General features: G+C 59.3%; 18 protein-coding genes, 3 pseudogenes and 1 riboswitch. Of the genes and pseudogenes, 12 read left to right on the top strand and 9 right to left on the bottom strand.

Translation table 11 applies throughout. From position 1 onward, the window contains the following. Positions 1-7: 7 nt before the first annotated feature. The 3 genes and pseudogenes from puuE to IB144_RS12815 form a co-directional block, all read right to left on the bottom strand. Entirely contained in the window at positions 8-940 is a 933-nt protein-coding gene (gene puuE, locus IB144_RS12825) for an allantoinase PuuE (protein ID WP_004176098.1), read from the bottom strand. Further along, positions 825-1696: pseudogene (hpxA, locus tag IB144_RS12820) on the bottom strand (allantoin racemase). Before hpxA ends, puuE begins: the two are co-directional and overlap by 116 nt. Further along, positions 1696-2412, bottom strand: a complete 717-nt coding sequence (locus tag IB144_RS12815; protein ID WP_004179987.1) for a GntR family transcriptional regulator — start codon at positions 2410-2412, stop codon at positions 1696-1698. The pseudogene hpxA and the gene IB144_RS12815 overlap by 1 nt, the downstream one beginning before the upstream one ends. A gap of 143 nt (positions 2413-2555) precedes the next feature. On the opposite strand from IB144_RS12815, the gene IB144_RS12810 reads away from it, so the two are divergent. Both IB144_RS12810 and guaD read left to right on the top strand, forming a co-directional pair. After that, entirely contained in the window at positions 2556-4052 is a 1497-nt protein-coding gene (locus IB144_RS12810) for an NCS1 family nucleobase:cation symporter-1 (RefSeq protein ID WP_004224955.1), read from the top strand. 101 nt (positions 4053-4153) lie between these two features. Continuing rightward, positions 4154-5464 carry a guanine deaminase gene (gene guaD, locus IB144_RS12805; protein ID WP_065888679.1) on the top strand — a complete coding sequence of 437 codons (1311 nt, stop codon included), beginning with the start codon at positions 4154-4156 and terminating at the stop codon, positions 5462-5464. Positions 5465-5558: 94 nt separating this feature from the next. Here guaD and IB144_RS12800 read toward each other — a convergent pair whose 3' ends face one another. The 4 genes and pseudogenes from IB144_RS12800 to IB144_RS12785 form a co-directional block, all read right to left on the bottom strand. Beyond that, positions 5559-6218, bottom strand: coding sequence for a DUF2931 family protein (locus IB144_RS12800; protein ID WP_040216036.1), 660 nt, complete (start codon positions 6216-6218; stop codon positions 5559-5561). Then, a complete protein-coding gene (locus tag IB144_RS12795) occupies positions 6209-8083 on the bottom strand; it encodes a DUF2235 domain-containing protein (RefSeq protein WP_040167047.1) in 1875 nt (624 codons plus the stop codon). Before IB144_RS12795 ends, IB144_RS12800 begins: the two co-directional genes overlap by 10 nt. 120 nt (positions 8084-8203) lie before the next feature. Next, positions 8204-9145, bottom strand: a pseudogene (locus tag IB144_RS12790) (hypothetical protein). A gap of 124 nt (positions 9146-9269) precedes the next feature. Then, positions 9270-10526: a sensor domain-containing diguanylate cyclase gene (locus IB144_RS12785; RefSeq protein ID WP_040216038.1), complete on the bottom strand. Its 1257-nt coding sequence runs from the start codon at positions 10524-10526 to the stop codon at positions 9270-9272. A 398-nt stretch (positions 10527-10924) separates the two neighbouring features. On the opposite strand from IB144_RS12785, the gene IB144_RS12780 reads away from it, so the two are divergent. The 3 genes from IB144_RS12780 to IB144_RS12770 all read left to right on the top strand — a co-directional run bounded on the left by IB144_RS12780 (position 10925) and on the right by IB144_RS12770 (position 14267). Beyond that, positions 10925-11965: a LacI family DNA-binding transcriptional regulator gene (locus tag IB144_RS12780; RefSeq protein WP_004148452.1), complete on the top strand. Its 1041-nt coding sequence runs from the start codon at positions 10925-10927 to the stop codon at positions 11963-11965. Positions 11966-12157: 192 nt separating this feature from the next. Then, positions 12158-13081 carry a TIM barrel protein gene (locus tag IB144_RS12775; protein WP_016946782.1) on the top strand — a complete coding sequence of 308 codons (924 nt, stop codon included), beginning with the start codon at positions 12158-12160 and terminating at the stop codon, positions 13079-13081. A 13-nt stretch (positions 13082-13094) separates the two neighbouring features. Beyond that, positions 13095-14267, top strand: a complete 1173-nt coding sequence (locus tag IB144_RS12770) for a Gfo/Idh/MocA family oxidoreductase (protein ID WP_032418933.1) — start codon at positions 13095-13097, stop codon at positions 14265-14267. Between the two features lie 37 nt (positions 14268-14304). Here the strand turns inward: IB144_RS12770 and IB144_RS12765 are convergent, their stop codons facing one another. Then, positions 14305-15411 carry a DUF4056 domain-containing protein gene (locus IB144_RS12765; RefSeq protein WP_032418932.1) on the bottom strand — a complete coding sequence of 369 codons (1107 nt, stop codon included), beginning with the start codon at positions 15409-15411 and terminating at the stop codon, positions 14305-14307. Between the two features lie 159 nt (positions 15412-15570). After that, a pseudogene (locus IB144_RS12760) lies at positions 15571-15657 on the bottom strand (hypothetical protein); the annotation flags it as partial. Next, a riboswitch (TPP riboswitch) is annotated at positions 15658-15759 on the top strand. Positions 15760-15827: 68 nt separating this feature from the next. Here IB144_RS12760 and tenA point away from each other — a divergent pair. The 7 genes from tenA (at position 15828) to IB144_RS12725 (ending at position 23215) form a co-directional block, all read left to right on the top strand. After that, positions 15828-16523 (top strand): thiaminase II, encoded by a 696-nt coding sequence (gene tenA / locus IB144_RS12755; RefSeq protein ID WP_004189951.1) that lies wholly within the window; start codon positions 15828-15830, stop codon positions 16521-16523. Next, positions 16520-17248 carry an ABC transporter ATP-binding protein gene (locus tag IB144_RS12750; protein WP_032418931.1) on the top strand — a complete coding sequence of 243 codons (729 nt, stop codon included), beginning with the start codon at positions 16520-16522 and terminating at the stop codon, positions 17246-17248. Before tenA ends, IB144_RS12750 begins: the two co-directional genes overlap by 4 nt. After that, positions 17245-17985 (top strand): ABC transporter permease, encoded by a 741-nt coding sequence (locus IB144_RS12745; protein ID WP_004180004.1) that lies wholly within the window; start codon positions 17245-17247, stop codon positions 17983-17985. The genes IB144_RS12750 and IB144_RS12745 overlap by 4 nt, the downstream gene beginning before the upstream one ends. A 24-nt stretch (positions 17986-18009) precedes the next feature. Then, complete coding sequence (locus IB144_RS12740; protein ID WP_004176075.1) at positions 18010-18945, top strand: ABC transporter substrate-binding protein; 936 nt, start codon at positions 18010-18012, stop codon at positions 18943-18945. 306 nt (positions 18946-19251) lie between these two features. Next, positions 19252-20637 (top strand): diaminobutyrate--2-oxoglutarate transaminase, encoded by a 1386-nt coding sequence (locus tag IB144_RS12735; protein ID WP_072198258.1) that lies wholly within the window; start codon positions 19252-19254, stop codon positions 20635-20637. Between the two features lie 9 nt (positions 20638-20646). After that, the gene (locus IB144_RS12730; protein WP_072198257.1) at positions 20647-22128 is read left to right on the top strand and encodes an aspartate aminotransferase family protein; all 1482 of its coding nucleotides are present in this window, start codon (positions 20647-20649) and stop codon (positions 22126-22128) included. A gap of 193 nt (positions 22129-22321) precedes the next feature. Further along, positions 22322-23215 carry a LysR substrate-binding domain-containing protein gene (locus IB144_RS12725; protein WP_065807415.1) on the top strand — a complete coding sequence of 298 codons (894 nt, stop codon included), beginning with the start codon at positions 22322-22324 and terminating at the stop codon, positions 23213-23215. Positions 23216-23888: the final 673 nt, after the last annotated feature.

The following is a 23888-nucleotide window of genomic DNA, read 5'->3' as shown; positions in this document are numbered from 1 at the left end:
CAACAAGCTACCCGCGATAAGGATGGGTTTCGCGCCAGTGGTCGGCAATCTGCTGCCGGGTGCAGACCCACACCTTGTCGTGCTGCTGGATATAATCAAGGAAACGCTGCAGCGCGCGGAAACGGCCTGGACGCCCAAGCAGTCGGCAGTGCATCCCCACGGACATCATCTTCGGTGCGGTTTCACCCTCGGCGTATAGCACGTCAAAGCTGTCTTTCAGATAGGTATAAAACTGCTCCGCGGTGTTGAATCCCTGGGCGGTGGCGAAGCGCATGTCGTTGGCGTCGAGGGTATAAGGCACGATCAGGTGCGGCCGCTGGCTGCCGTCGCTGCAGGCCACTTCGCTCCAGAAAGGTAAATCATCGCCGTAATAATCGCTGTCGTAGTCAAAGCCGCCGTGCTCCACCACCAGCTGGCGGGTGTTAGGGCTGTCGCGGCCGGTATACCAGCCGGTGGGCGGTTTGCCGAACAGGTCGGTCAGCACCTGCACCGCTTTTTGCAGATGCGCGCGCTCCTCGGCGATATCCATGTGCTGATAGTGGATCCAGCGCCAGCCGTGGCTGACCACATCGTAATCCGCGGCCTTGATCGCCGCCACAATCTCCGGATGCCGCGCCAGCGCCATCGCCACGCCGAAGACCGTCAACGGCAGCCCGCGCTGGCTGAACTCGCGATGGATGCGCCAGAACCCTGCCCGGCTGCCGTACTCATAGAGTGAATCCATCGACATATGGCGCGCCGGGTAGCTGGCGGCGCCGATAATATCGGACAGGAACTGTTCCGAACCCGCATCGCCATGCAGGACGTGATTCTCCGCGCCTTCCTCATAGTTGAGGACGAACTGCACCGCGATCCGCGCCCCACCCGGCCAGCGCGCGTGCGGCGGCTCCCCTGCGTAACCTCGCAGATCGCGAGGATAGTGTTCCTGGTTCTCTCCCATCTCCTGCCCCTTTTAAAATGGATTTAACGACTGAAACTGTCCGCTTAACGCTTTTTTCTCCGGGAACGCTAAGTCCCCATGCTTGCTGGTCGCCAGGCCCAGCGCGACCAGAGACTCCACCATCTTCACCGCCGCGCTGACGCCATCGATCACCGGCACCCGCAGCTCGCGGGTCAGCTCCTGCGCCAGGGTCGCCATCCCGCCGCAGCCAAGGACAATCGCCCCGCTACCATCCTCTTTCAGCGCACGAATGCAGCGCTCACGCACTTTCTCCTGCGCCAGGCCGCTGCCGTCTTCCAGCGCCAGCACCGGCAAGTCAATGGCGTGCAGCGCCGCGCAGTGTTGATGAAATCCGTACTGGTGCAGCAAATGACGGGCGATGATCAGCGTGCGCGGCAGCGTGGTCACAATGGAGAAACGGGTGGCGACCATCGTCGCCATATGCATTGCCGCCTCCGCGATACCGATCACCGGCCCCTGGGCCAGCTCCCGCGCCGCCAGCAGCCCCGGGTCGCCGAAGCAGGCGATCACATGCCCATCCACCCCCTGCTCGCGTCCGGCCCTGATCTGCTCCAGCACGCCGACCGCCGCGATGGCTTCGTCAAAGTGGCCCTCAATTGACGGCACCCCGGCGCGGGGACAGACCGCAAGGATCTCGGTGCCCGGCGCAGCGACCGCACGCGCGGCAGCGCCTATCGTTTCGGTCATCGCCAGGCTGGTGTTGGGGTTAATCACTTGTATACGAACGGAAGACATCACGACTCCTTGTGGCCGGCGAACAGCCGGGAAAAATCGGGCAGGCTGACGCCATCGCGCTCGAAGCACAGGCTGGCGACAATATGATCAAAATGGTGCATCAGCGCCTCGCTGAGCGGCTGCAGGGCTTTATCCCGCAGCAAACCGACCAACTGCTGGTGATCGTCGCAACGGCAGCCCTGTCGCCAAGGGGCGCCCCAGGCGGCAATCACTAAAGAGGAGCGCTGGCTGAGGCGGGTCACCATCTCGGTGAGCACCGGGTTGCCGGAGATAGCCTGCAGCTGAATATGAAAGTCAGCGGAGTGGCGGATCGCCGCCGGGCCGTCGTGCGCCGCATGGGCCTGCTGTTCACGCTGAATAATGTTCTCCAGCGCCGCCAGATGCGGCGGCTGACAGCGCGCGATCACATCGGGGAGATTGGCGACCTCGAGCAGCGCCCGGGTGCGAAAGATCGCCTGGGACTCTTCCACGCTCGGGCTGGTGACGTGTGCACCACGTTTGGGCGTCAACGTGACCAGTTGCACAGCGGCGAGTCGTTGCAGCACCTTTCTGATGCCGGTGCGGCTCACGGCGAACACCTCCGCCAGCGCCTCTTCCGGCAGTTTGCTGCCCGGCGGCAGCTGATGTTCGACGATAGCCGTCATCAGCGCCTGGTAAATGCTTTCGTCCTTGTCCTGCAGCGCTGGCGCGGCCTGGAGACGATGTTCATTATTCATTAACCCACTCCGGTTTCACTTATCGATAGCAGATCGTATACATAAAATTTATTTTTTGTATACAAGATTCATCATTCTGGCCTGGATCCTGCAATAGCCTCAGCAATCCATATCAAAGGTTTTCATTCAGAGGAGCAGGTTTCATGCCACATTCATCCCACACGCAGCAGACGAAGACTCACGAGGCGGCCGCCGGCTACAGTCCGCGGCTATGTAATGACGATCTGGCGCCGACCCGCGACCAGAACTGGAGCTGGTACAATATCTTTTCATTCTGGATGTCGGACGTGCACAGCATGGGCGGCTACGTAGTGGCGGCGAGCTTCTTTACGCTTGGGCTGGCCAGCTGGCAGGTTCTGCTCTGCCTGCTGGTGGGCATCTGTATTGTGCAGCTGTGCGCCAACCTGGTGGCGAAGCCGAGCCAGATGGCCGGGGTGCCTTACGCGGTGATTTGTCGTCAGGCGTTTGGCGTTTTCGGCGCCAATATCCCGGCGGTGATCCGCGGGCTGATCGCCTTTGCCTGGTACGGTATTCAGACCTATCTGGCGGCGAATGCCCTGATGCTGGTCCTGCTCAAGTTCTGGCCCTCCCTTGCCTCGCTGACCAGCAGCAGCTTTCTCGGGCTGTCGCCCCTAGGCTGGCTGAGCTTCGCCACTATGTGGCTGCTGCAGGCGATGGTGTTCTGGCATGGCATGAACGCCATCAAACGCTTTATCGATATCGCTGGTCCGGCGGTTTATGTGGTGATGCTGGCGCTGGCCGGCTGGATTGTATACAAGACCGGTCTGGATGGGATCTCCTTTACCCTCGCCAGCAAATCCCTGAGCGCCGGCGAGCAGACCTGGCAGATGATCACCGCCACGGCGCTGGTGGTCTCCTACTTCTCCGGGCCGCTGCTTAACTTCGGTGACTTTTCCCGCTACGGCAAAAGCATGGGCGAGATCCGCCGCGGTAACCGCTGGGGACTGCCGTTTAACTTTCTGCTATTCTCGGTGGTTACCGTGGTGATTGTCTCCGGCACCCAGTCGCTGTTTGGCAAAATGATCACCGACCCGATCGAAACCGTCAGCCGCGTGGGTAACGATCTGGCGGTGGCCATAGGCCTGCTGACCATGATCACCGCCACCATCGGCATCAATATCGTGGCTAACTTCGTCTCGCCGGCCTTCGATTTTTCCAACTGCGCCCCGCAGAAAATCAGCTTCCGTACCGGCGGGATGATCGCCGCAGTGGGCTCGATACTCCTGACGCCGTGGAACCTGTTTAACTCGCCGGAGCTGATCCACTATACCCTCGACGTACTGGGCGCCTTTATTGGCCCGTTGTTTGGCATCCTGATCGCCGACTTCTACCTGATCAAACGCGGCCGGGTGTCAGTGGACGATCTGTTTGACGATACGCCGCAGGGTAAATACTGGTACCGCAACGGCTTTAACCCGAAAGCGATTGCCGCCCTGCTGCCGTCGGTGGGCCTGGGGCTGATTATCAGCTTTATTCCGGCCCTGCATGAAGTGGCGAACTTCAGCTGGTTTATCGGCGTCTTCCTCGGCGCCACCACCTACCGCTGGCTGGCTCGCGACGAGCGCGAAGTGCAGGCGAAAGCCGCCTTCCGCTCCGGCGCGGTGGCGCAAAAAGAGTAACCTTCCCCTTCTGCCGCGGCGTCTGGCCGCGGCAGGCTGCAAACTGGCACCAATCTTGCTGTTTATCACTATTCCCAGCGCGTTAAGAGAAGGCAGGTTCGATGATGGATTACCAGACCGCGGTGCGCGGTGCATTTTTTGATATCGCCGGCGTGGCGGAGACCCCGGATGAGGTGGCCGCCCAGGCCCGCTATCTCGATGATGGCCTGTTGTTCCTGCAGGAGGGGAAAATTATCGCCCTGCTGCCATGGCAGGAGGGGGAAGCCTTTCTGCATCCCATGAAGGGCTATGTCGATCTGAGGGGTAAGCTGCTGCTGCCGGGGTTCGTTGATGCCCACGTTCACTATCCGCAGACCGAGATGATCGGCGCCTTTGGCGAACAGCTGCTGGAGTGGCTCACCACCTACACCTTCCCGGTGGAGAGCCAGTTTGCCGATGCGGAGTATGCCCAGGAGATAGCGCAGTTTTTTGTAAATCAGCTGATAAGCCATGGCACCACCACCGCGCTGGTGTTTTGTACCCTGCATCCGGCATCGGTGGAGGCGTTATTCAGCGAAGCGCTGCGCCTCAATATGCGCCTGATCGCCGGGAAAGTGATGATGGATCGCCATGTGCCCGACTACCTGTGCGAAACCGCCGGGGAGAGCTACGAGCAGACCCGGGCGTTGATCCGCCGCTGGCATCAGCGCGGCAGGCTGGGCTATGCCATCACCCCGCGCTTTGCCCCCACCTCGACCCCGGGGTTGCTGGAGGCGGTGCAGCGCCTGCGGGCCGAGTTTCCCGACACCTGGCTGCAGACGCATCTCAGTGAAAACCGGGAGGAGATCGCCTGGGTTAAACAGCTGTGGCCTGAGCATGCGCGCTATCTGGATGTCTATCATCACTATCAGCTCACTGGCGAACGCAGCGTCTTCGCTCACGGGATCCATCTCGATGATGCCGAGTGGCAGTGCCTGCATGACACCGGGTCCGCAGTCGCCTTCTGCCCGACGTCGAATCTGTTTCTCGGCAGCGGGCTGTTCCGCCTGCCCGCCTGCTGGCAGCACCAGGTGCGGATGGGCATCGGCAGCGACGTCGGAGCCGGGACCACCTTCAGCATGCTGCGGACGCTGGGCGAGGCCTACAAGGTAGGACAACTGCAGAGCTATCGCCTGCGCGCCAGCGAGGCCTTCTATCACGCCACCCTCGGCGGGGCGCGCGCCCTGCGGCTGGAGGAGAAAATTGGCAATTTCCAGCCGGGCAAAGAGGCGGATTTTGTGGTGATTGACCCGGCGGTCACCCCGCTGCAGCGCCTGCGCATAGGCCGCTGCCATGACATTTATGAGCAGCTGTTCGTGCTGATGACCCTGGGTGATGAACGCAATATCAGCGAGACGTGGGTGAATGGCGAGCGGGTGTGGTGTCAGGATTGACCCGTTTGAGAAGCGGAAACAACCTTCGGTAAGACAATAAATCAGCACCAAGCCCTAAAGGATCTTAAAAGATCCTTCAGGGGGATTAGGCTGGTTACCAGTTACCGTAAGGGTAGTGCTTCCCTTTGATAAAATCTATAATATCTTTGTCATATCCATAAGAAAAATCGCTCCTTGTTATATCTTTACAAATATCTAATTTATTACCTGATACGGTTTTCAGGACTGACGGAGTGACGCGGTAATTAGATTCAGATCCACTTCCCTGTAACCAGACGGCCACTTTTCCTTCTGGAGCCAGACCAATTTGCATTCTGTCGTACCAGGCAATACGTCCCCGATAATCCTTATATTTACTCGGCATAAGCATCTGTTCCAGTATCGATTTAGGGATCGTCAAATGGGTTTCATACACTTTTTTATCAATAATCGAGTCCCAGCAAAAAATAATATGTCGTGGAGGGCGCTTTACGTGATTCCAGTACCCTACCGGCGCACGGTCTTTGTCGTTCCACTCGCCGATCACGCCAGGCAGATCGGGTGTGCTATTCAGCGTGTTAAAGCGATAGTCATTTCCATCAACGTCAAGAATAGCGGCAAACGTCACCACGGCGGGTAACGCTTTGGGTGTGAAAAAGTTAAAACTCCACTCTGTTGGCGCATCACTATGCATGGCGGTGTTGGGCAAAGGTTTTCCCTGACAGGCAGCCAGCGCCAATAATGGAAGCAGACAGGCCGCACGTATTATTTCCATATTTTATTTCCGTCCATATCGTAAACGGTACGCTGCCAGCGGTCATCAGGCCGGTTGGTGAATGTCACCAGCTTCGCCGGTTTGACCGCACCGCTGATAATACCCCGACTGTCTCGTATAACGCTGTTCCAGTTGGCCGAGCAGTGGATATATTTTTCGGCCAACATCCGCAATTCCGGTGTGGTAAAGCCTGGGGCAGACTTACCACTCCTTATGGCTCGGCCCATCGCAATCGCTTTTTCACACAAACCGTTCAGTTCTTGCCTAAGCTTTAAGTGTGCATTTGTATCTCGAATAGGTTCAAACACCGCCCCGGCATCCTGGGCCGCATCGAGCATCACCCGCAATACCACTTTTGACCAGTCGTTGAAAGTCGGACGGTTGATAACCAGAGCTGCTCCACTGCGTTTCTGTAGCGTGCCGTAACGGTCAGCTGGCATTCTGTCGTCATGCCAGGTATCGACGCTCACCTCTACCGCATTTAGCAGTAGAGCTATTGCCGGATAGCCGTCCATGGTTTTAAGTTTTGCACAGGTCTGCCGGTAAATACGCGTTTCCGTATCCGGGATGGAAAAGGGGACGGTTTCAAACTCTGGTCGGGTAAGGAAATAAGCTTCATTCTCGTTGGGATTATAGCCGCCACCAATGTCGGAGTGCGCACCGGGTAGCGCCAGCTCCGGCCACGCTGGCTTTACGCTGTTCAATGCAAAGTTAAAACGACATTCATGCTGCGCGGTGATGTGAAAAACCTTCTCCGCTACACCTGGACGTAGCGCCAGATTGACATCTCCTGTGTCTGCGCTGTGCGGGTTAAAGCCGTTAACCGGGGTGCCGATCGCCGCCACGGTATCAAATATGCCCAGAAAGCGGGTTTTACCACCTGGTGCACCGGAGAATTCAATACCATTCAAACCGGCTCTAATCGCCGTGATAATGGCACGGTCCTGACTGAATACCCGATTGGCAAAGTGCCGTGCCGCACCAGCCCCGCGACTGAAACCGAATATATCAAATTGTATCTCTTTGATGGTGCAGGAACCATCGCTTGCATGCTGAAGTAAATATTCCTGAATACCGACAGTCAGAGCTGCAACTGCCTTATCGGTTTTTCTCACCACACCGGTATCGCCTCGACCAGTACCCATTCCGTAAGTATTGTCGCCAGCTCCGTCTTCCGTGCCAATACCTTCAACATAAATGGCGTGCTGGCCTGCTCCGCTATCGGGTCGGATATCCTGCCTGTACAATATATACAACCAGTGCACATTGCTATAATAGCCAATATAGCTCCCTGCGGCAGTACCACTATAGCCATGCTTTAGTCGCACGCACTGAGAGTACGCCGTTACCGCATCGGCGTCATTCATCCCGAAATGTTCGCCGGAACAGGCGGCCTGACGGTCACCGCTATTATTCGCATTGTTTCCGGTTCCATCAAAAAACACACCGATGGTTAGTGTGATTTCCCGTTTTTTCTTTGCGTCCTGCGCACGCTGTTCAGGCTCAGGCTGTTGGTTTTTTTTCTTCGCCGTTTCCGCCCGTTCAGCTACCCGCCCGGCATTGCAGTCCCTATCGTAGGAGTGAGAAAAGACGGTCGGGACGAACCGAGCACGACACGGGCAAGAGCTGTAGCTGTCCAGTGAGCCAGCCCATTCTTTCAGGGATCCACCGACATCGTAGGTGTCACCCATTCCCCCACAGACGCGAAATCGCCCCTCGTGCTTACCGCAGGTCACCGGATCGCCCACCCTGACCTGTTGCCGCTCAATGCCGCCAATGTGGTAAGTGTCATCAGGCGCACCCGAAAGTATGCGTCCCCCACAGGTGGTTTTATCCAGGTGATACAGAAAGAATCCCTTCGCCATAATCCCTCACGAATATAATGGTTATAAAATCAACGCATCATACCCTGAAGCATGGCTAAGTCGAAATTACCTGTTTCTGATTATTGTTACCGCGCCTGAATTGGCCCATTTGCAGGACTATCAAAAACTCTTTGCCAGGCCTACACCATAGCCTGTGGTGTTATTGCCGAACATATAGCGCGCCACCAGCCGGGTGCGGGTGATAAAGACCGGGTATTTACTGCTGTCCAGCTCGAGGCCAACCCCCAAGGAGGTCAAACCGGTAAAGCCCAGCGCCCCTCGCTGCTCGCCGAGAAATTCAGTATGCGCCCCCTCCAGCACATAACGCAGTGGGTTGCCCAGCAGCGACCAGTCGGCTATCGGCGCGCGGCGGCGCAGATACAGGCCGAGATTCTCCGCGCTGGCCTCGCCCTGCACCACCTCGGCGCTACTGCCGAAACTTTGCAGATGCATATAGGAGTAACGCAGTTCGGCATCAATATCCTGGGTGGCAGAGAAGCGTTCGTAATCCAGCATCAGTGCCCCGCCCAGCCCCCAGGCGTTGAACCGACCGCCGTCGAGAAATTGCAGATCGGCGTTGGTTTTTCGCTCAATTGCTCAGCTACCAATACGCGCATCGCTGGCCAGGGTACCGAGCATCACATTGACGATCGGCCGCAGCACCAGGTTGCCTCCGAGGCTGTCCCGGTGCAGCGAAAAATCCCAACCGACGCCGCCGGTGGTGGTCAGACTGTTCCATTTGGTCGGCACATTCCGCGTCTGTTCGCCATTGCTGACCACAAAGCGCGGGTCGTAACGGCTGTAACCCATCGTACCTTCAAGGTACAGAGGAAACGACTCGCTGAGGGTTGCCCCGCCGCCAAACTGGGTGATGGCCAGATTATGTTTGTCGTTGCTGCCGGAACCAATGTTGAGATCGCTGGCGGTCACGTCAGGGACGACGGTATAGCTCATCAGAGTCAATACGGCATCGGCACGCTGTTTGATGGCGTGGCCGTTCGCCGCCAGCGTCGCTGGCGCGGAAAGCGAAAGTACCGACAGGAGAACGAAAAGACGCACCATATGTCGTTTGCCACCTCAGCGACAGGCTAACAATATTGCCACCTAAATCAGCAGGCTGGCGTTCACTCAGTATAGTCGGTGAGTCAGCCTGCGCGTCCGGCGGGGAGAAAAAGCATCGGGCTGGTCAGGCCGCGCCTCCGCGGCTATGCAGCAGTTCCACATTTTCAAACGGCAGGCGCGAGACCCGATTACGCCCGTCATTTTTTGCCGCATACAGCGCTTTATCGACGCGGGAAAACAGTTGATCAACCGTTTCGCCGTCATGATGTTCAGCCACGCCGATGCTGACGGTCACCGACAGCGTCTGGTATTCGCTAACCGCCTGGCGGATCCCCTCCGCCAGTATCAGCGCGCGGCCGATCGGCGAATGGGGCAAAAAAAGCAGAAACTCTTCTCCACCCCAGCGATAAATTTTATCTTCGCGGTCGACCGACGTTTCCAGAATACGAGAGAGCACCAGCAGGACCTCATCGCCTTTTTGATGGCCGTGAATATCATTAATGCTCTTGAAATGATCGATATCGATTAACAGCAGACAATAACCCCGGGGGATAAAAGTTGGCGCCTCAACCAGACGGTGAAACTCCCGGCGATTAAGCAAGCCGGTTAACGGATCGTGGGCGGCGGAAAATTCCAGCTCTTTTTTCAGATGCACTTCTTCGGTGATATCGTGAATGATGCATAGCATCAGTCGAATATTATACAGCACCACCGGCCCGGCATAAGTTTGGACATGACGTAGCGAGCCGTCAGCCAGAATATGCGTAAAATTAAGCGGTTTATGACCGCCAGGCAGATTGGCAATATTATTCATAATGGGGATGACGTCCCGGCCCAGGGTATTTATTTGCCAGGTATGTTTGGTGCGCATTTCCTCATCGGAATAATGATAAAAACGTAGCGCGGCAATATTGGCATCGACAATCCGGCCATCTTTATGAGGGTCGATCAACAGCATCGGCGCGGTATTGGTCATAAAAAAGCGAGCGAAAAAGCCATTGTTACGCCGCTGGTAGCGGCGGGAGCCGGTATGAATCGACTGATTTTGCGCCAGCAGCTTCACGGCTTCAAACAGCAGCAAGCAACCACAGTCTTCGGTATCAATCAGGGTGGTTTTACAATACACCGACTGCAACCCATTGGCGGTGGGTAACGTCCAGACTTCGAATATCTCGCTCATGGTGTCGAGATAGCGAAGGTAGTGCTGCAGTTGCGTTTCCGGACAGGTGGAATAAATACCGTTACGCATCTCATAGAGCGACATCTCGCCGCTCAATGTCCGGGAAGCCTGATTGGCATAGACCACCCTTTCGTTAAAAGGATGAACTACCCATATCGGGGTGCTTAAGACCTCAAAAACAGCCAGCTCTTTTAATAACATACAGGCCCCAAACCGACCCACTGCCGGCGCGGAACGGCACTTAACGCTGTGCAGCCCCAACGCTGGTTTAAAGTGAAAGCAAAATAGACACCGAGAAACCGCAATTACGCGCGAGCGCGCCAAGTATAGTCGGTTATGCGCCCAGTAAAGCCCTCTGAGGGTGACTTTGCGCGCAGTTTAACCAACAGAAGCGATGCTGCCTTTAATAATAATTTTATTTCAACAGCATAGCAGCAATGCCAGAACGGGTAGTCGCTTTTGATCACAGAGTGTGCATCGCCAACAGGGGTTACCCGGCAGGCGCAGCGGCATAGGCCAGGGCGGGCAGAGAGTCGCTTTTCTGCCCAGGCTAACCGTGATAGTTTCTATCATTACGCTCATTCATAGCGACAATTACCTTGAAAAAAATCGCCACTAAAATCACCCTTGCCGACATTGCGCGTGAAGCGCGCGTCGGCGTAGCCACCGTCGACCGGGTGCTCAATAAGCGCGCGGCGGTGAAAGAGTCCACGGCGCGGCGCGTGCTGGAGGCCGCCCGCCGGCTGGGTTTTACCCTCGAGCAGCCCCACTATCGCCTGGCTGCCGGCAAAGCGCCGGTCACGATCAGAATGGGCTTTATCCTGCTGCAGGAGAGCCACTCCTTCTACCTGCCGTTGGCCCGGGCGCTGACGCGCGAGGCTGCCCCATGGCTACCGGCGGGCCAGGCGCCGGTGATACTGCATTTTGCCATCGATGCGGTGGAAGCGATGGCTCAGGCCATTCACCGACTCAGCGATGAAGTGGAGGTGCTCGGCCTGGTGGCGCTGGATCACCCGCTGATTCGCCACGCGGTGGCCCGGGCCGCCGCCCGCGGCGTGCGCGTGTTCACCCTGCTTTCCGATCTATCGGTCCCCCAGCGCAGCGGGTATATCGGCCTCGATAATCATAAAGCCGGGCGCACCGCCGCCTGGTTTATCGAGCGCTTATGCCGGGGGAATGGCGAAATTGGCATTATCATTGGCGATAATCGTTTTACCTGCCAGGAAAGCTGTGAGATCAGCTTTCGCTCCTGCCTGCGAGAACAGGGCAAGGGGCAACAGATCCTTGAGCCGGTTCGCAGTCATGAACGGGCGGATATCGCCAGGACCGTGACGGAACAGATGCTGACTCAGTACCCGGCCCTGCAGGCGATCTACGCCCCCTGCGGCGGCGTCGAAGGGATCGTCGACGCGCTGCGCGACAGCGGCCGTCAGCAGGAGATCGCTCTGGTCTGCCACGGTCCGCTCAGCGACAGTGAACTGGCCCTGATCGATGGCACCATCGACATCATGCTTAACCACCGGCTGGATGAGTTTGCCGCCGTTACGCTGCGCGCCATGGCGGACGCCGCTTCACGCCCCCATAGCGAGGTTATTTCACTCCCTCAGCCTTTCGATATCATCACCAAAGAAAATATGTAAATTTCCGGCTCCGTCTCCAGCGGAGACGGGTATCGGGCGGACCGCGCCACATCTCGATTTGATAAAAAATTATCAAAAAATCCATCAATTAAAATCATGATGATTATCATAAAATCAAAATTCCATCATTGTTGATAATGAAATCTTTATTCAATACTCAGCGGCATCCCTTGTATGAAAAAGGAAGCCGACATGATACATCCTATCGCTAACGCCCCCTGCAGCTGGGGCGTCGATGACCCGAAAAACCCTAACCTCCCTGCCTGGGCTACCGTGCTGAAGGAGGCGGCGCAGGCTGGCTATCGCAGCATTGAGCTCGGCCCCTGGGGTTATCTCCCCAGCGATCCGGCCAGCCTGCGCGCGGCGCTGGAGCAGCATCAGCTGTCGCTGGTCGCCGGCACGATCTTTGACGATCTGGTGAGCGAGGCCCATTTCCCCACCCTGGTGGCGCTGACCCATCAAATCTGCCGCAATCTGTCGCAGGTAGCCGCTGCCGAACCGATCCCGGGCCGCCCTTTCCAGCCGCCCTATCTGGTGATTATCGACTTCGGCAACCCCGAACGGGCGCGCTTTGCCGGGCGCGGCGCGCTGGCTCCGCGCCTCAATGACAAAGACTGGCAGCGCATGATGGAGCACATTATCGCCCTTAGCACCCTCGCCTGGCAGGAGTACGGTGTGCGGGCGGTTATCCATCCGCACGCCGGGGGCAGCATTGAATTCGCGGATGAGATCGAGCGGCTGGCCAACGATATCCCGCACGACGTCGCCGGGTTGTGTCTGGACACCGGACATCTCTATTACGCCGGGATGGATCCGCTCGACTGGCTGGATCGCTATTACCACCGCCTGGACTATCTGCACTTCAAGGATGTCGACCCGCAGGTTTATCAGCGCGCTATCCATGAGGGTATTGACTTCTTCACTGCCTGCGCCGAAGGGGTGATGTGCCCGCTCGGCAGCGGCGCCATTGACTATCCGGCTATCAAAGACTTTCTTGCCCGCCGGGGGTATCAGGGCTGGATAACCATTGAACAAGAGCGCGACCCGCGCCATGCCGCAGGCAGCCTGCAGGCGGTCACGGAAAGTCTGCGCTATCTGCGCGACGTCGGATTCTGACAGGAGGCACGACATGATTAACGGTTTAAAACCTCTCGACCGCACCCTGCGCTGGGGCATGGTCGGCGGCGGCGGCAGCAGCCAGATCGGCTATATTCACCGCTCTGCAGCGCTGCGCGATAACACCTTCACGCTGCTGGCCGGCGCCTTTGATATTGATGCCGAGCGCGGACGCCAGTTCGGCCAACGGCTGGGGGTGGATCCCGACCGCTGTTACGCCGACTATCAAAGCCTGTTCCGCAGCGAGGCTGCCCGGCCTGACGGCATTCAGGCGGTGTCAGTTGCCACGCCAAATAACACCCACTATGCCATCTGCCGGGCCGCGCTGGAGGCCGGGCTGCACGTGGTGTGCGAAAAGCCGCTGTGCTTCAGCAGCGAGGAAGCTGACGAGCTGGTGGCGCTCAGCCAGCGGCGGCGCAAGATTATCGGGGTGACCTACGGCTATGCCGGCCACCAGCTGATCCTGCAGGCCCGGCAGATGATCGCCGACGGGCTGCTGGGCGATATCCGTATCGTTAATATGCAGTTTGCCCACGGTTTTCACGCCCAGCCGGTGGAACAGGAAAATGCCAGTACCCGCTGGCGGGTCGATCCCCGCTTCGTCGGCCCCAGCTATGTGCTGGGCGACCTGGCCACCCATCCGCTGTTTCTGGTCGAAACCATGGCCCCGCAGCTGAAGATCACCCGGCTGATGTGCGCCAGGCAAAGCTTCGTCAAAAGCCGCGCGCCGCTGGAAGATAACGCCCATGTACTGATGGAGTATGACAACGGGGCCATCGGCTCACTTTGGAGCTCCGCCGTCAACTGCGGTTCGATGCACGGGCAAAAGGTGCGAATCATCGGTGAAAAAGCCAGTCTCGAATGGTGGGATGAACAGCCCAACCAGCTACGCTACGAAATCCAGGGCGAACCCGTGCGCATCCTCGAGCGCGGTATGGACTATCTCGATCCGCTGGCGCGTCAGGATGATCGCATCGGCGGCGGCCATCCCGAGGGACTGTTTGAGGCATGGTCAAATCTCTATCGCCGCTTCGCCATCGCCATGGATGCCGCCGACCGTCGCGACGAGGCGCTGCTGGCCGACTTCTGGTACCCGGACGCCCGCGCCGGGGCGTTCGGCATCCGCTGGGTGGAAAACTGCGTGCGTTCTGCCGACAACGGCGCCTGCTGGGTCGACTTCCGCTAACTCGCCGGCTCAGGGCGTTCGTCCTGAGCCTTTACGGCTATTTTTCTGTCCGCGCCAGCTGGGTTTTATCCGCCTCATGGGCGCGGTCCGCCAGCCCCTGGAACGCTCCGGCGCCATAGTATTGCGCGGGAACCGGCAATGCCTGCATATCGTGCCCTGGATAGATCTGCAGTTCCCCGAGGTCGCGTAAGCGGAATCCCCCGACCTGCTCCGGCATGGTCAGGCGATACGGCGGCATGGTTTCGAATGGGACCGGCGTCGGCAGCCGGTTTTCCTGTAGATCGTAGTTACGCTTCAGTACCAGAAACTTATCCGGCACCCGCCGGTGACTGTTCCACCAGTCGCCGTCGATCTGCTGAAACATCGCTTCCGTCTCTCCGCGCGTCGCCACCAGCAGCCGGGTCAGCACTTGTTTCAGCGCCGCATCCATGGCCTGGTTATAATCCTCCAGCGAACCGCCGTGGCCGCTGAGGATGACATTAATCGCCAGCCTGGCGCCCAGTAAATTGGAGTAGAGATCCTCGGGCGAAAAAGCGGAAATCTCTTCGGAAAACCCGGGGACCGACTGGAAGCCATACCACTGGGCGATCTCATGCCACAGGGCGATTTCGAAGGCCAGATGCCCGGCGAGCCAGGCCGCCAGCTGATAGCGCTGCCTGACGCCCGCCGGCGGCGTAAAGGCATTCAGCTGCACGCGGCGCACGCCCAGTTCTTCACTGTAGAAGATCCGCCCCGCCTGACCCAGCGTCGGCGCAATACGATTGAACAGATAAAAGGTGTTGTCCGCCGTATCGCGCACATGGGCGATATCAATAAACCCGCCGCGGCGGGTATAGATAAGCCCGTTCTGCTCCTCGCTGAGCCCCAGCAGATTTTTCACCGCACCGAACGCGCTGTCGTTGTAATGGTGCTTACCCAGCGTACCCAGAGTCAACACATTACCGATCTGGTACATCGGGATCGGAATGCCCGCCGCGCGCACGTGCAGGTCGTAACCAAAAGCGCAGCACGGTCGCAGCGACTCCGGCGGCGGCAGCTCACCGAGGGTGGGCGCCGTATGGATCGCCGTCACGGCGGGTAACACCGGATCCTGCGCCAGCGCCGGCAGCGCCAGCGCGAATAATAGCCAGAAGGCTTTACGCATCAACAGCCTCTCCACAGCAATAAAAGTGCGCGCATCTTACCGGCAGATAGCGCCTGCGGTTTTAGTTAAAAACGGTATTCAGCGCCGACAACGAAACTATTGCGCGCGTAAAAGCCGCTCTTCCGTTCGTCGCGGCCCGGTGGTTAGTAGTTCTTGCGCGGAAAAGCGCTGGCTATCCCCCATTACCATCATCCTGCGGCAAGGTGGCGCGGTGATTGTATTCAAAAGGTGAATGTCGTATAACATAGCGCTACCGAGGGGTGTCCCGTGAGGGCTGAGATGGCGCAAGCCGAACCCTTTGAACCTGATCTGGGTCATGCCAGCGAAGGGACGGGTCGGCAATTTTGCCAGCATTACCGCCATTGCCTGTTCACACCCCTGCACGCCCGGATCTCCCCTGAATAAATGGAGGTCCTGTGATCGTTCCCGCTTTTAGCCAAGGTCTTTACGGCCGTTTACGCCAGCTGGCCGCCGCTGACTGGCAGCGCTATGTGGCGCATCCTTTCGTCCAGCAACTTGCCTCTGGGACGCTGGCGGAAAACGCCTTTCGTCGCTATCTGACCCAGGATTATCTGTTTCTGATTCACTTTGCCCGCAGCTACGCGCTGCTGGTGAGTAAACTGCGCACGCTGCCGGAGATGCGGGCCGCGGCCGCCTCGATGAATGCCATCCTCAACGAACTGCCGCTGCACGTCGGCTACTGTGCCCAGTGGGGGATTAGCGAACCGGAGATGGCCGCCCAACCTGAAGCCCCCGAAACCCTCAACTATACCCGCTATGTGCTGGATATTGGCCACTCGGGTGACGCGCTGGATCTGCTGGTCGCCCTGATGCCCTGCGTCGCGGGCTACGCCGAAATCGGTCTCGGCCTGCTGCAGCATCCCGCCACCCGACTGGACGATAACCCCTACGCCTCATGGATCCGCAACTATGGCGATGAAGGCTATCTGCAGGGCGTCAGCGCCGCGCTGGCGCTGTTGGAAACGGTGTGGCAGCAGCGCGGGAGCGAGGCGCGAATCACTGAGCTGAGCGAGATTTTCACCACCGCCACCCGCCTTGAGGCGCAGTTCTGGCAGATGGGCCTCAACGCCGCGGCGGAGACCCGGGCGTGACGGCGCCGGGTATCGAGGTCCGTGGCCTGAGCCTGCATGTCGGCGACCGTCGGCTGTTCGACAACCTGTCGTTTACGGTCCCCGGCGGGCAGTGGGTGTCGCTGCTCGGCGCCAGCGGCGCCGGCAAAACCAGCCTGCTGCGGGTGATGGCCGGTCTGGCGCCCGCCACCCGCGGAGAAGTGGTCGCCAGCGATGGGCAACCGATTCAGGGCCGTTTGGCGTGGATGGGGCAGAAAGATCTGCTCTACCCCTGGCTGAGCGTTCGGGACAACGTCGCCCTCGGCGCGCGGCTGCGCGGTGAAAAAGTCGATCGTGCCCGGGTCGCCGCTCTGCTTGAACAGGTTGAGCTTTCATCCTGCGCCGACGCCTGCCCGGCGACTCTCTCCGGCGGCATGCGTCAGCGCGCCGCGCTGGCGCGCACGCTGTATGAGGATCGCCCCATCGTGCTGATGGATGAGCCTTTCTCGGCGCTGGATACCCTCACCCGTACGCGCATTCAGACCCTGGCGGCCACCCTGCTGGCCGGTCGCACGGTGGTGCTTATCACCCACGATCCGCAGGAGGCCTGCCGGTTGAGCCACCGCCTGCTGGTCCTCTCGGCGGCCGACGGCGACATTGATGATAGCCATCACCTCGCCGGCACACCTCCGCGCGCGCCGGACGCGCCCGATCTCCTGATCGGCCAGGCCGCCCTGCTGCAGCAGCTGATGAGGGCCCAACCATGACCGGACGTCTCTGGCGCGGCGGCATGGTATTCGGCGGGCTGATGCTCCTCTGGGGTCTGGCCAGCCGCAGCGGCATTCCCCATTTTCTTTTACCGTCCCCGCTGGCGGTCGCCGAGGCGCTATGGGTTAATCGCGCCTATCTCGGCTGGCATACGCTTATCACGCTCAGTGAGATCCTGAGCGGCCTGGCGCTGGGCGTGACGCTCGGCGTCACCCTGGCGCTGGGCATGATCCTCTCCCCCCGTCTGCAGCGCTGGCTGATGCCGCTGGTGCTCACCAGTCAGGCGATCCCGGTCTTTGCCCTCGCCCCGCTGCTGGTGCTGTGGCTGGGCTTTGGCATGAGCGCCAAAGTGGCGATGGCGGTGCTGGTGATTTTCTTTCCGGTGACTTCCGCCTTCTTTGATGGCTTGCGGCGGGTCAACCAGGAGTATCTCGATCTGGCGCGCAGCATGAATGCCTCCTTCGGCGCTCAACTGCGACATGTCCGCCTGATGGCCGCCCTGCCGGCGCTGGGCTCTGGCCTGCGCATGGCGGCGGCGGTGGCGCCCATTGGCGCGATCATCGGCGAATGGGTCGGCTCCGCCGAGGGGCTGGGCTACGTCATGCTCAACGCCAACGCGCGACTGCAAACCGATATCTGCTTCGCCGCGCTGTTTATTTTAGTACTACTGACCCTCCTGCTGTGGCTGGCGGTAGATACCCTGCTACACCGGCTGATCGACTGGTCGCCGGAATAAGAATGACGTAATAAAGGAAAACAGATGAAAAAGTCGCTATTCGCCGGGGCAACCTTGACCGCCCTGTTCAGCGGCCACGCGCTGGCCAATGAACCGCTGACGCTGGTGCTGGACTGGTACATTAATCCCGACCATGCGCCAATTATGGTGGCCGAGCAGATCGGCGCCTTTAAGGCCCAGGGGCTGGACGTCAGGATTATCCCCCCTTCCGATCCCGCGCTGCCTCCGCGCATGGTGGCCGCCCGTCAAGCGGATCTGGCCATCACCTACCAGCCGCAGGTGCACTTCTTTGCTGACGAAGGGTTACCGCTGGTGCGCGTCGGGACTCTGATTAATTCGCCGCTGAATACGGTTATCGCCCTGGATAAGCAGATCAAAACCCCGGCAGATCTGCAAGGCAAGAAGGTGGGCTACTCGGTCAGCGGCATTGAGCAGGCCACCCTGGCGACCATGGCGCAACATGCGGGGATCGATCCGGCCAGCATCAAACTGGTGAACGTCAATTTCCAGCTGACCAGCGCCCTGCTGGCCGGCCAGGTGGACGCGGTTATCGGCGGCTATCGTAATATAGAAGCGCAGGAGCTGAAGCTGCAGGGCAAAACGCCGGTGGTGATGAACGTCGAAGATTACGGCGTGCCGGCCTATGACGAGCTGGTGATTGTCGCCCATCGCGACGCAATTCATGAGGCGAAGATCCGTAAATTCCTCACCGCCCTGCAGGCGGGAGTGGGCTATCTGCGCGCCCATCCGCAGAAGAGCTGGGAGGCGTTCGCCGCCGCCCACCCGGAGCTTAGGACCGAACTCAACCACCAGGCGTGGTTGCAAACCGTGCCCCTGTTCGCCACCGATCCGGCAGCGCTGGATAAAGCGCGCTACGAGACTTACGAACAGTTTTTATATAACAATAAGTTGGTGAAAAAAGTTACACCTTTAACAAATTATGCGGTGCAACTGCATTGAGTCTTGCTATCGCTGACGGAAGGCATTCCGTCAGCGCTTTAACGTAGCGGCAATAAAAATATAGAGACTTTCTCACTAATAATTACACTTTAAAGGGTTATAGTGACAGAGCGTTGTTCTATTATAATTCAGTGAGTTACGTTAATTTTGCCCCTGGTAAGAATAACGTCAAAATAGCGCAATCAATAAAACGTTGAATGCGGATTTAAAAAGCCATATATTGTGCGCGCTTTATGAATGCCAATTCAATTTCTTACACCAATTATTCAACCAGCGTTCAACCGCAATGCTGGTTGTGGGAGTGATATGATGACGGATAAAGTCCGTATTGATACTTTACGTGCCGATTTATTAGACGCAAACAACGAAACCTTTTTGGCCCGTCAGGCCGAATTCGAATCGAATGTCAGGAGTTACCCGCGTAAGCTGCCGCTGGCTATCACTAAAGCCGAAGGCGTGTGGCTGACGGATGCGGATAACAAACAGTACCTGGACTGCCTCGCGGGCGCCGGTACTCTCGCTCTGGGCCACAACCACCCTGATGTATTGCAGAGCATCCAAAGTGTCATTACCAGCGGCTTGCCGTTACATACTCTCGATCTTACCACCCCGTTAAAAGATCGCTTCTCCGAATACCTGCTCTCTTGCCTGCCGGGCGAAGGGAGAGAATATTGCCTGCAGTTCACCGGCCCGTCCGGCGCTGACGCCGTGGAAGCCGCGCTGAAGCTGGCGAAAAAATACACCGGTCGTACCGCGGTGATCAGCTTCTCCGGCGGCTATCACGGGATGACCCACGGCGCGCTGTCCGTCACCGGCAACCTGTCGCCGAAAGCGGCGGTTAACGGCATGATGCCGGAAGTCCAGTTCATGCCTTACCCGCACCTGTATCGTTGCCCGCTAGGCATCGGCGGCGAAGCCGGCGTGAAAGCCCTGACCTACTACTTCGAAAACCTGATCAACGACGTGGAGAGCGGCGTCCGTAAACCGGCGGCGGTGATCCTTGAAGCCGTTCAGGGCGAAGGCGGTGTCAACCCGGCGCCGGTCGAGTGGCTGCAGCGCATCCGCAAAGTGACCGAAGAGCACGGCATTCTGCTGATCGTCGATGAAGTGCAGGCCGGCTTTGCCCGTACCGGTAAATTCTTCGCCTTCGAGCACGCCGGTATTCAGCCGGACATCATCGTGATGTCGAAAGCGGTTGGCGGCGGGCTGCCACTGGCGGTGCTGGGCATTAAAAAGCAGTTCGACGCCTGGGAACCGGGTCACCACACCGGCACCTTCCGCGGCAACCAGCTGGCGATGGCCACCGGCCTGACCACCCTGCGTCATCTGCGCGACAACAAGATCGCCGACAAAGTCGCCGCCCAGGGCGAGTGGCTGAAAGGTAAACTGGCCGAGCTGCAGAAACGCTACCCGGTGATTGGCCACGTTCGCGGTCTCGGTCTGATGATCGGTATCGAAATCGTCAAGCCGAACGAAGCGCAGGATCACATGGGCTGCTACCCGGCTGACGGCGAACTCTCTGCCCTGCTGCAGAAGAAATGCTTCGAAGCGGGCCTGATCCTCGAGCGTGGCGGTCGTCACGGCTGCGTGCTGCGCCTGCTGCCGTCCCTGCTGATCAGCGACGCGGAGCTGGACGTGTTCCTCGACAAATTTGAACAGGCCCTGCTGGCCGCCGGCGTAAAACCGGTCTGAGTGGAGTAAGTGACCGCCATGTCCACATTGAATCCGATTCTTGCTGGTTCAGCGCAGAGCGTTGAAGCCTATCAGCAGGTTATCGAGCAGACCAGCCAGGCCGTTGTGCAGTGGCTGAAGCAACCTGAGATGTATCAGGGGAAAAGCGTTGACGAGCTGCGTGAGCGTATCTCCCTTGAATTTAACGAACAGGGTTTGGGTAACCAGGCGGCGATTGATCGTGCGATCGAGTACTTCCTGAAAGACAGCCTGTCGGTGCATCACCCGCAGTGCGTGGCGCACCTGCACTGCCCGAGCCTGGTGATTAGCCAGGCGGCGGAAGTGCTGATTAACGCCACCAACCAGAGCATGGACTCCTGGGATCAGAGCCCGTCGGCAACCATTATCGAGATGAAGCTGATCGAATGGCTGCGCGCCCGGGTCGGTTTTCCGGCGGGCGACGCCGGCGTCTTCACCAGCGGCGGCACCCAGAGCAACCTGATGGGCCTGATGCTGGCGCGCGACGCCTTCTTCGCCCGTCAGGGCCACTCCATCCAGCAGGATGGGCTGCCGGGGGATATCCGCAAGTACAAAGTCTTGTGCTCGGAAAACGCCCACTTCTCGGTGCAGAAGAACATGGCGCTGATGGGCCTCGGCTACCGCTCGGTAACGCTGGTGAAAACCGACGAATTCGCGCGGATGGACGTGTCCGACCTGCAGGCGAAGATTGCGCAAGCGCAGGCTAACGGCGAGCAGATCATGGCGATCGTCGCCACCGCCGGCACCACCGACGCAGGCGCTATCGACCCGCTGCGCGACATCGCCGGTATCGCTGCGGAACATCAGATCTGGCTGCACGTTGACGCAGCCTGGGGCGGCGCCCTGCTGCTGTCTGAGCAGTATCGCGACTACCTTGACGGTCTGGAGCTGGTGGATTCCGTTACCCTGGACTTCCATAAGCAGTTCTTCCAGACCATCAGCTGCGGCGCATTCCTGCTGAAGGACGCGCGCCATTACGAGCTGATGCGTTATCAGGCGGCCTATCTGAACTCCGAGTTCGATGAAGAACACGGCGTACCGAACCTGGTGTCTAAGTCGCTGCAGACCACCCGTCGCTTTGATGCGCTGAAGCTGTGGATGGGTCTGGAAGCGCTGGGCCAGAAACAGTATGCGGCGATCATCGATCACGGCGTCACGATGGCGAAAAACGTGGCGGAGTACGTGAAGTCGCAGCCGACGCTGGAGCTGGTGATGCAGCCGCAGCTGGCGAGCGTGCTGTTCCGTTCCCGTCCGGCGCAGATGGCTGGAAGCGACGCGGCGGTTATCGCGCTGCTCAACCAGCGCGTCGGCGACGCCCTGCTGGCCTCCGGCCGCGCTAACGTCGGCGTAACCGAGCACAACGGCGTTACCTGCCTGAAGCTGACCCTGCTGAACCCGGTGGTGACGCTGGATGACGTGAAGGTTCTGCTGAACCTGGTGGAGCGCACCGCTCAGGAACTGCTGGCGCAATAACCTGCCTTAGCGAGGCGGCGCCTGCCGCCCCGCTGTCAGCCTTGCCTGCAATAAGCCGATAATGTCCTTATCGGCTTTTTTTATTTCTTTCCGCACCGCTAATGCTCTCTTCGCAGGGCCCGTTGACCCCTGCCTCTCGCGATGCCACAGTACTATCTCGAAAATAACAACGTTCAGGATAAACGTCCTGAAAATGGGGATGATGATGGAGAAACGCTTACCAGGGCTGGATCTCGACGCCCTGCGCAGCTTTGTGACCGGCATGGAGTGCGGCAGTTTCGCCCAGGCAGCGCTGCGCCTGTCGCGTTCCACCTCCGCGGTCAGCGCCCAGCTTAAAAAGCTGGAGAGTCAGTGCGGTGCGGCGCTGGTGACCAAACAGGGGCGCCATCTGGTGCTCACCGCGGAAGGCGAAAAGCTGATGAGCTACGCCAGACGCCTGCTGGCGCTCAATGATGAAACCCTGCGCGCGCTGCAGGGTGAGCGGCTCACCGGCGAGATCCACCTTGGTATGCAGGAAGATTTTGGCGAATCGCTGATGCCGGAGATCCTCGGGCAATTTAAACGGCATCATCCGCAGGTGCGGATAGTCGCCAGGGTGGATCGCAATGGTCCGCTGCGCCAGGCGCTGGCGGAAGAGGCGCTGGATCTGGCGCTGCTGTGGCAAACCGAAGATCAGGGTCCCGGGCTGGGCCTCTGCCCGCTGGCGTGGATTGCGCATCCTGACCTGGACATTCGCGCTCTGCTGGTCTCCGGCGAGCCGCTGCCGCTGGTGATGTTCGACAGCCCGTGCCTGATGCGCTCCCGCGCCATTGCCTGTCTCGATGCCGCGGGGATCCCCTGGCAGGTGGTGTTCGTCAGCCACAGCCTGAGCGGCATTTGGGCGGCGGTGCAGGCCGGGCTGGGCCTGACGATACGCACCCGCATCGGCATGCCAGGCAACCTGCTCCCTGCAGGAGGACTGCTGCCAGCGCCAGGAAGTCTGGCCGTCAGCCTGCGACAAACCCCGCGTGAGGAACACCATTCCGCCGCCGTGGCGCTGCTCGGCGAACTGATGACCGAGGCCCTGCAGGGATGGCTCGACAGGTGACAGTGTCACGCCATTTCCATTCATCCTCACCCTATCCCTCTCCCTGAAGGGAGAGGGAACCGTTCGGCAGCATCTGTTACCCCACTCCACATTCTGTCTCCCGTGCAAGCGTAGCGCAGCCCAGCGCCATTCCCGCTTCAATGCCCGGTGGCGGCTGCGCCTTACCGGGCCTACACGCGGTTCCGTAACGATGTAGGCCGGGCAAGCGCAGCGCCGCCCGGCAACAGGCACAAGGGATGAAGGGAACCGCCCGGCAGCCACCGACAATGGGCATTCTGCGCCTCTCCCGCTTCAATGCCCGGTGGCGGCTGCGCCTTACCGGGCCTACATTCTCCCTGCGCGCTCATGTAGGCCGGGCAAGCGCAGCGCCGCCCGGCATCAGGTATAAGGGATGAAGGGAACCGTTCGGCAGCCACCGACAATGGGCATCCAGCGCCGTTCCCGCTTCAATGCCCGGTGGCGGCTGCGCCTTACCGGGCCTACATTCTACCTGCGCGCTGATGTAGGCCGGGCAAGCGCAGCACCGCCCGGCATCAGCTATAAGGGCTGGAGGGTTCCGTCCGGCAGCCACCGGCAATGGACATCCAGCGCCGTTCCCGCTTCAATGCCCGGTGGCGGCTACGCCTTACCGGGCCTACATTCTCCCTGCGCGCTCATGTAGGCCGGGCAAGCG

It is taken from the genome of Klebsiella sp. K4 (assembly GCF_014596785.2).
GTDB classification, from domain to species: Bacteria; Pseudomonadota; Gammaproteobacteria; order Enterobacterales; family Enterobacteriaceae; genus Klebsiella; species Klebsiella pneumoniae.
Note: the sequence above shows the minus strand (reverse complement) of the source record. Positions and strands in the feature narration are given on the sequence as shown.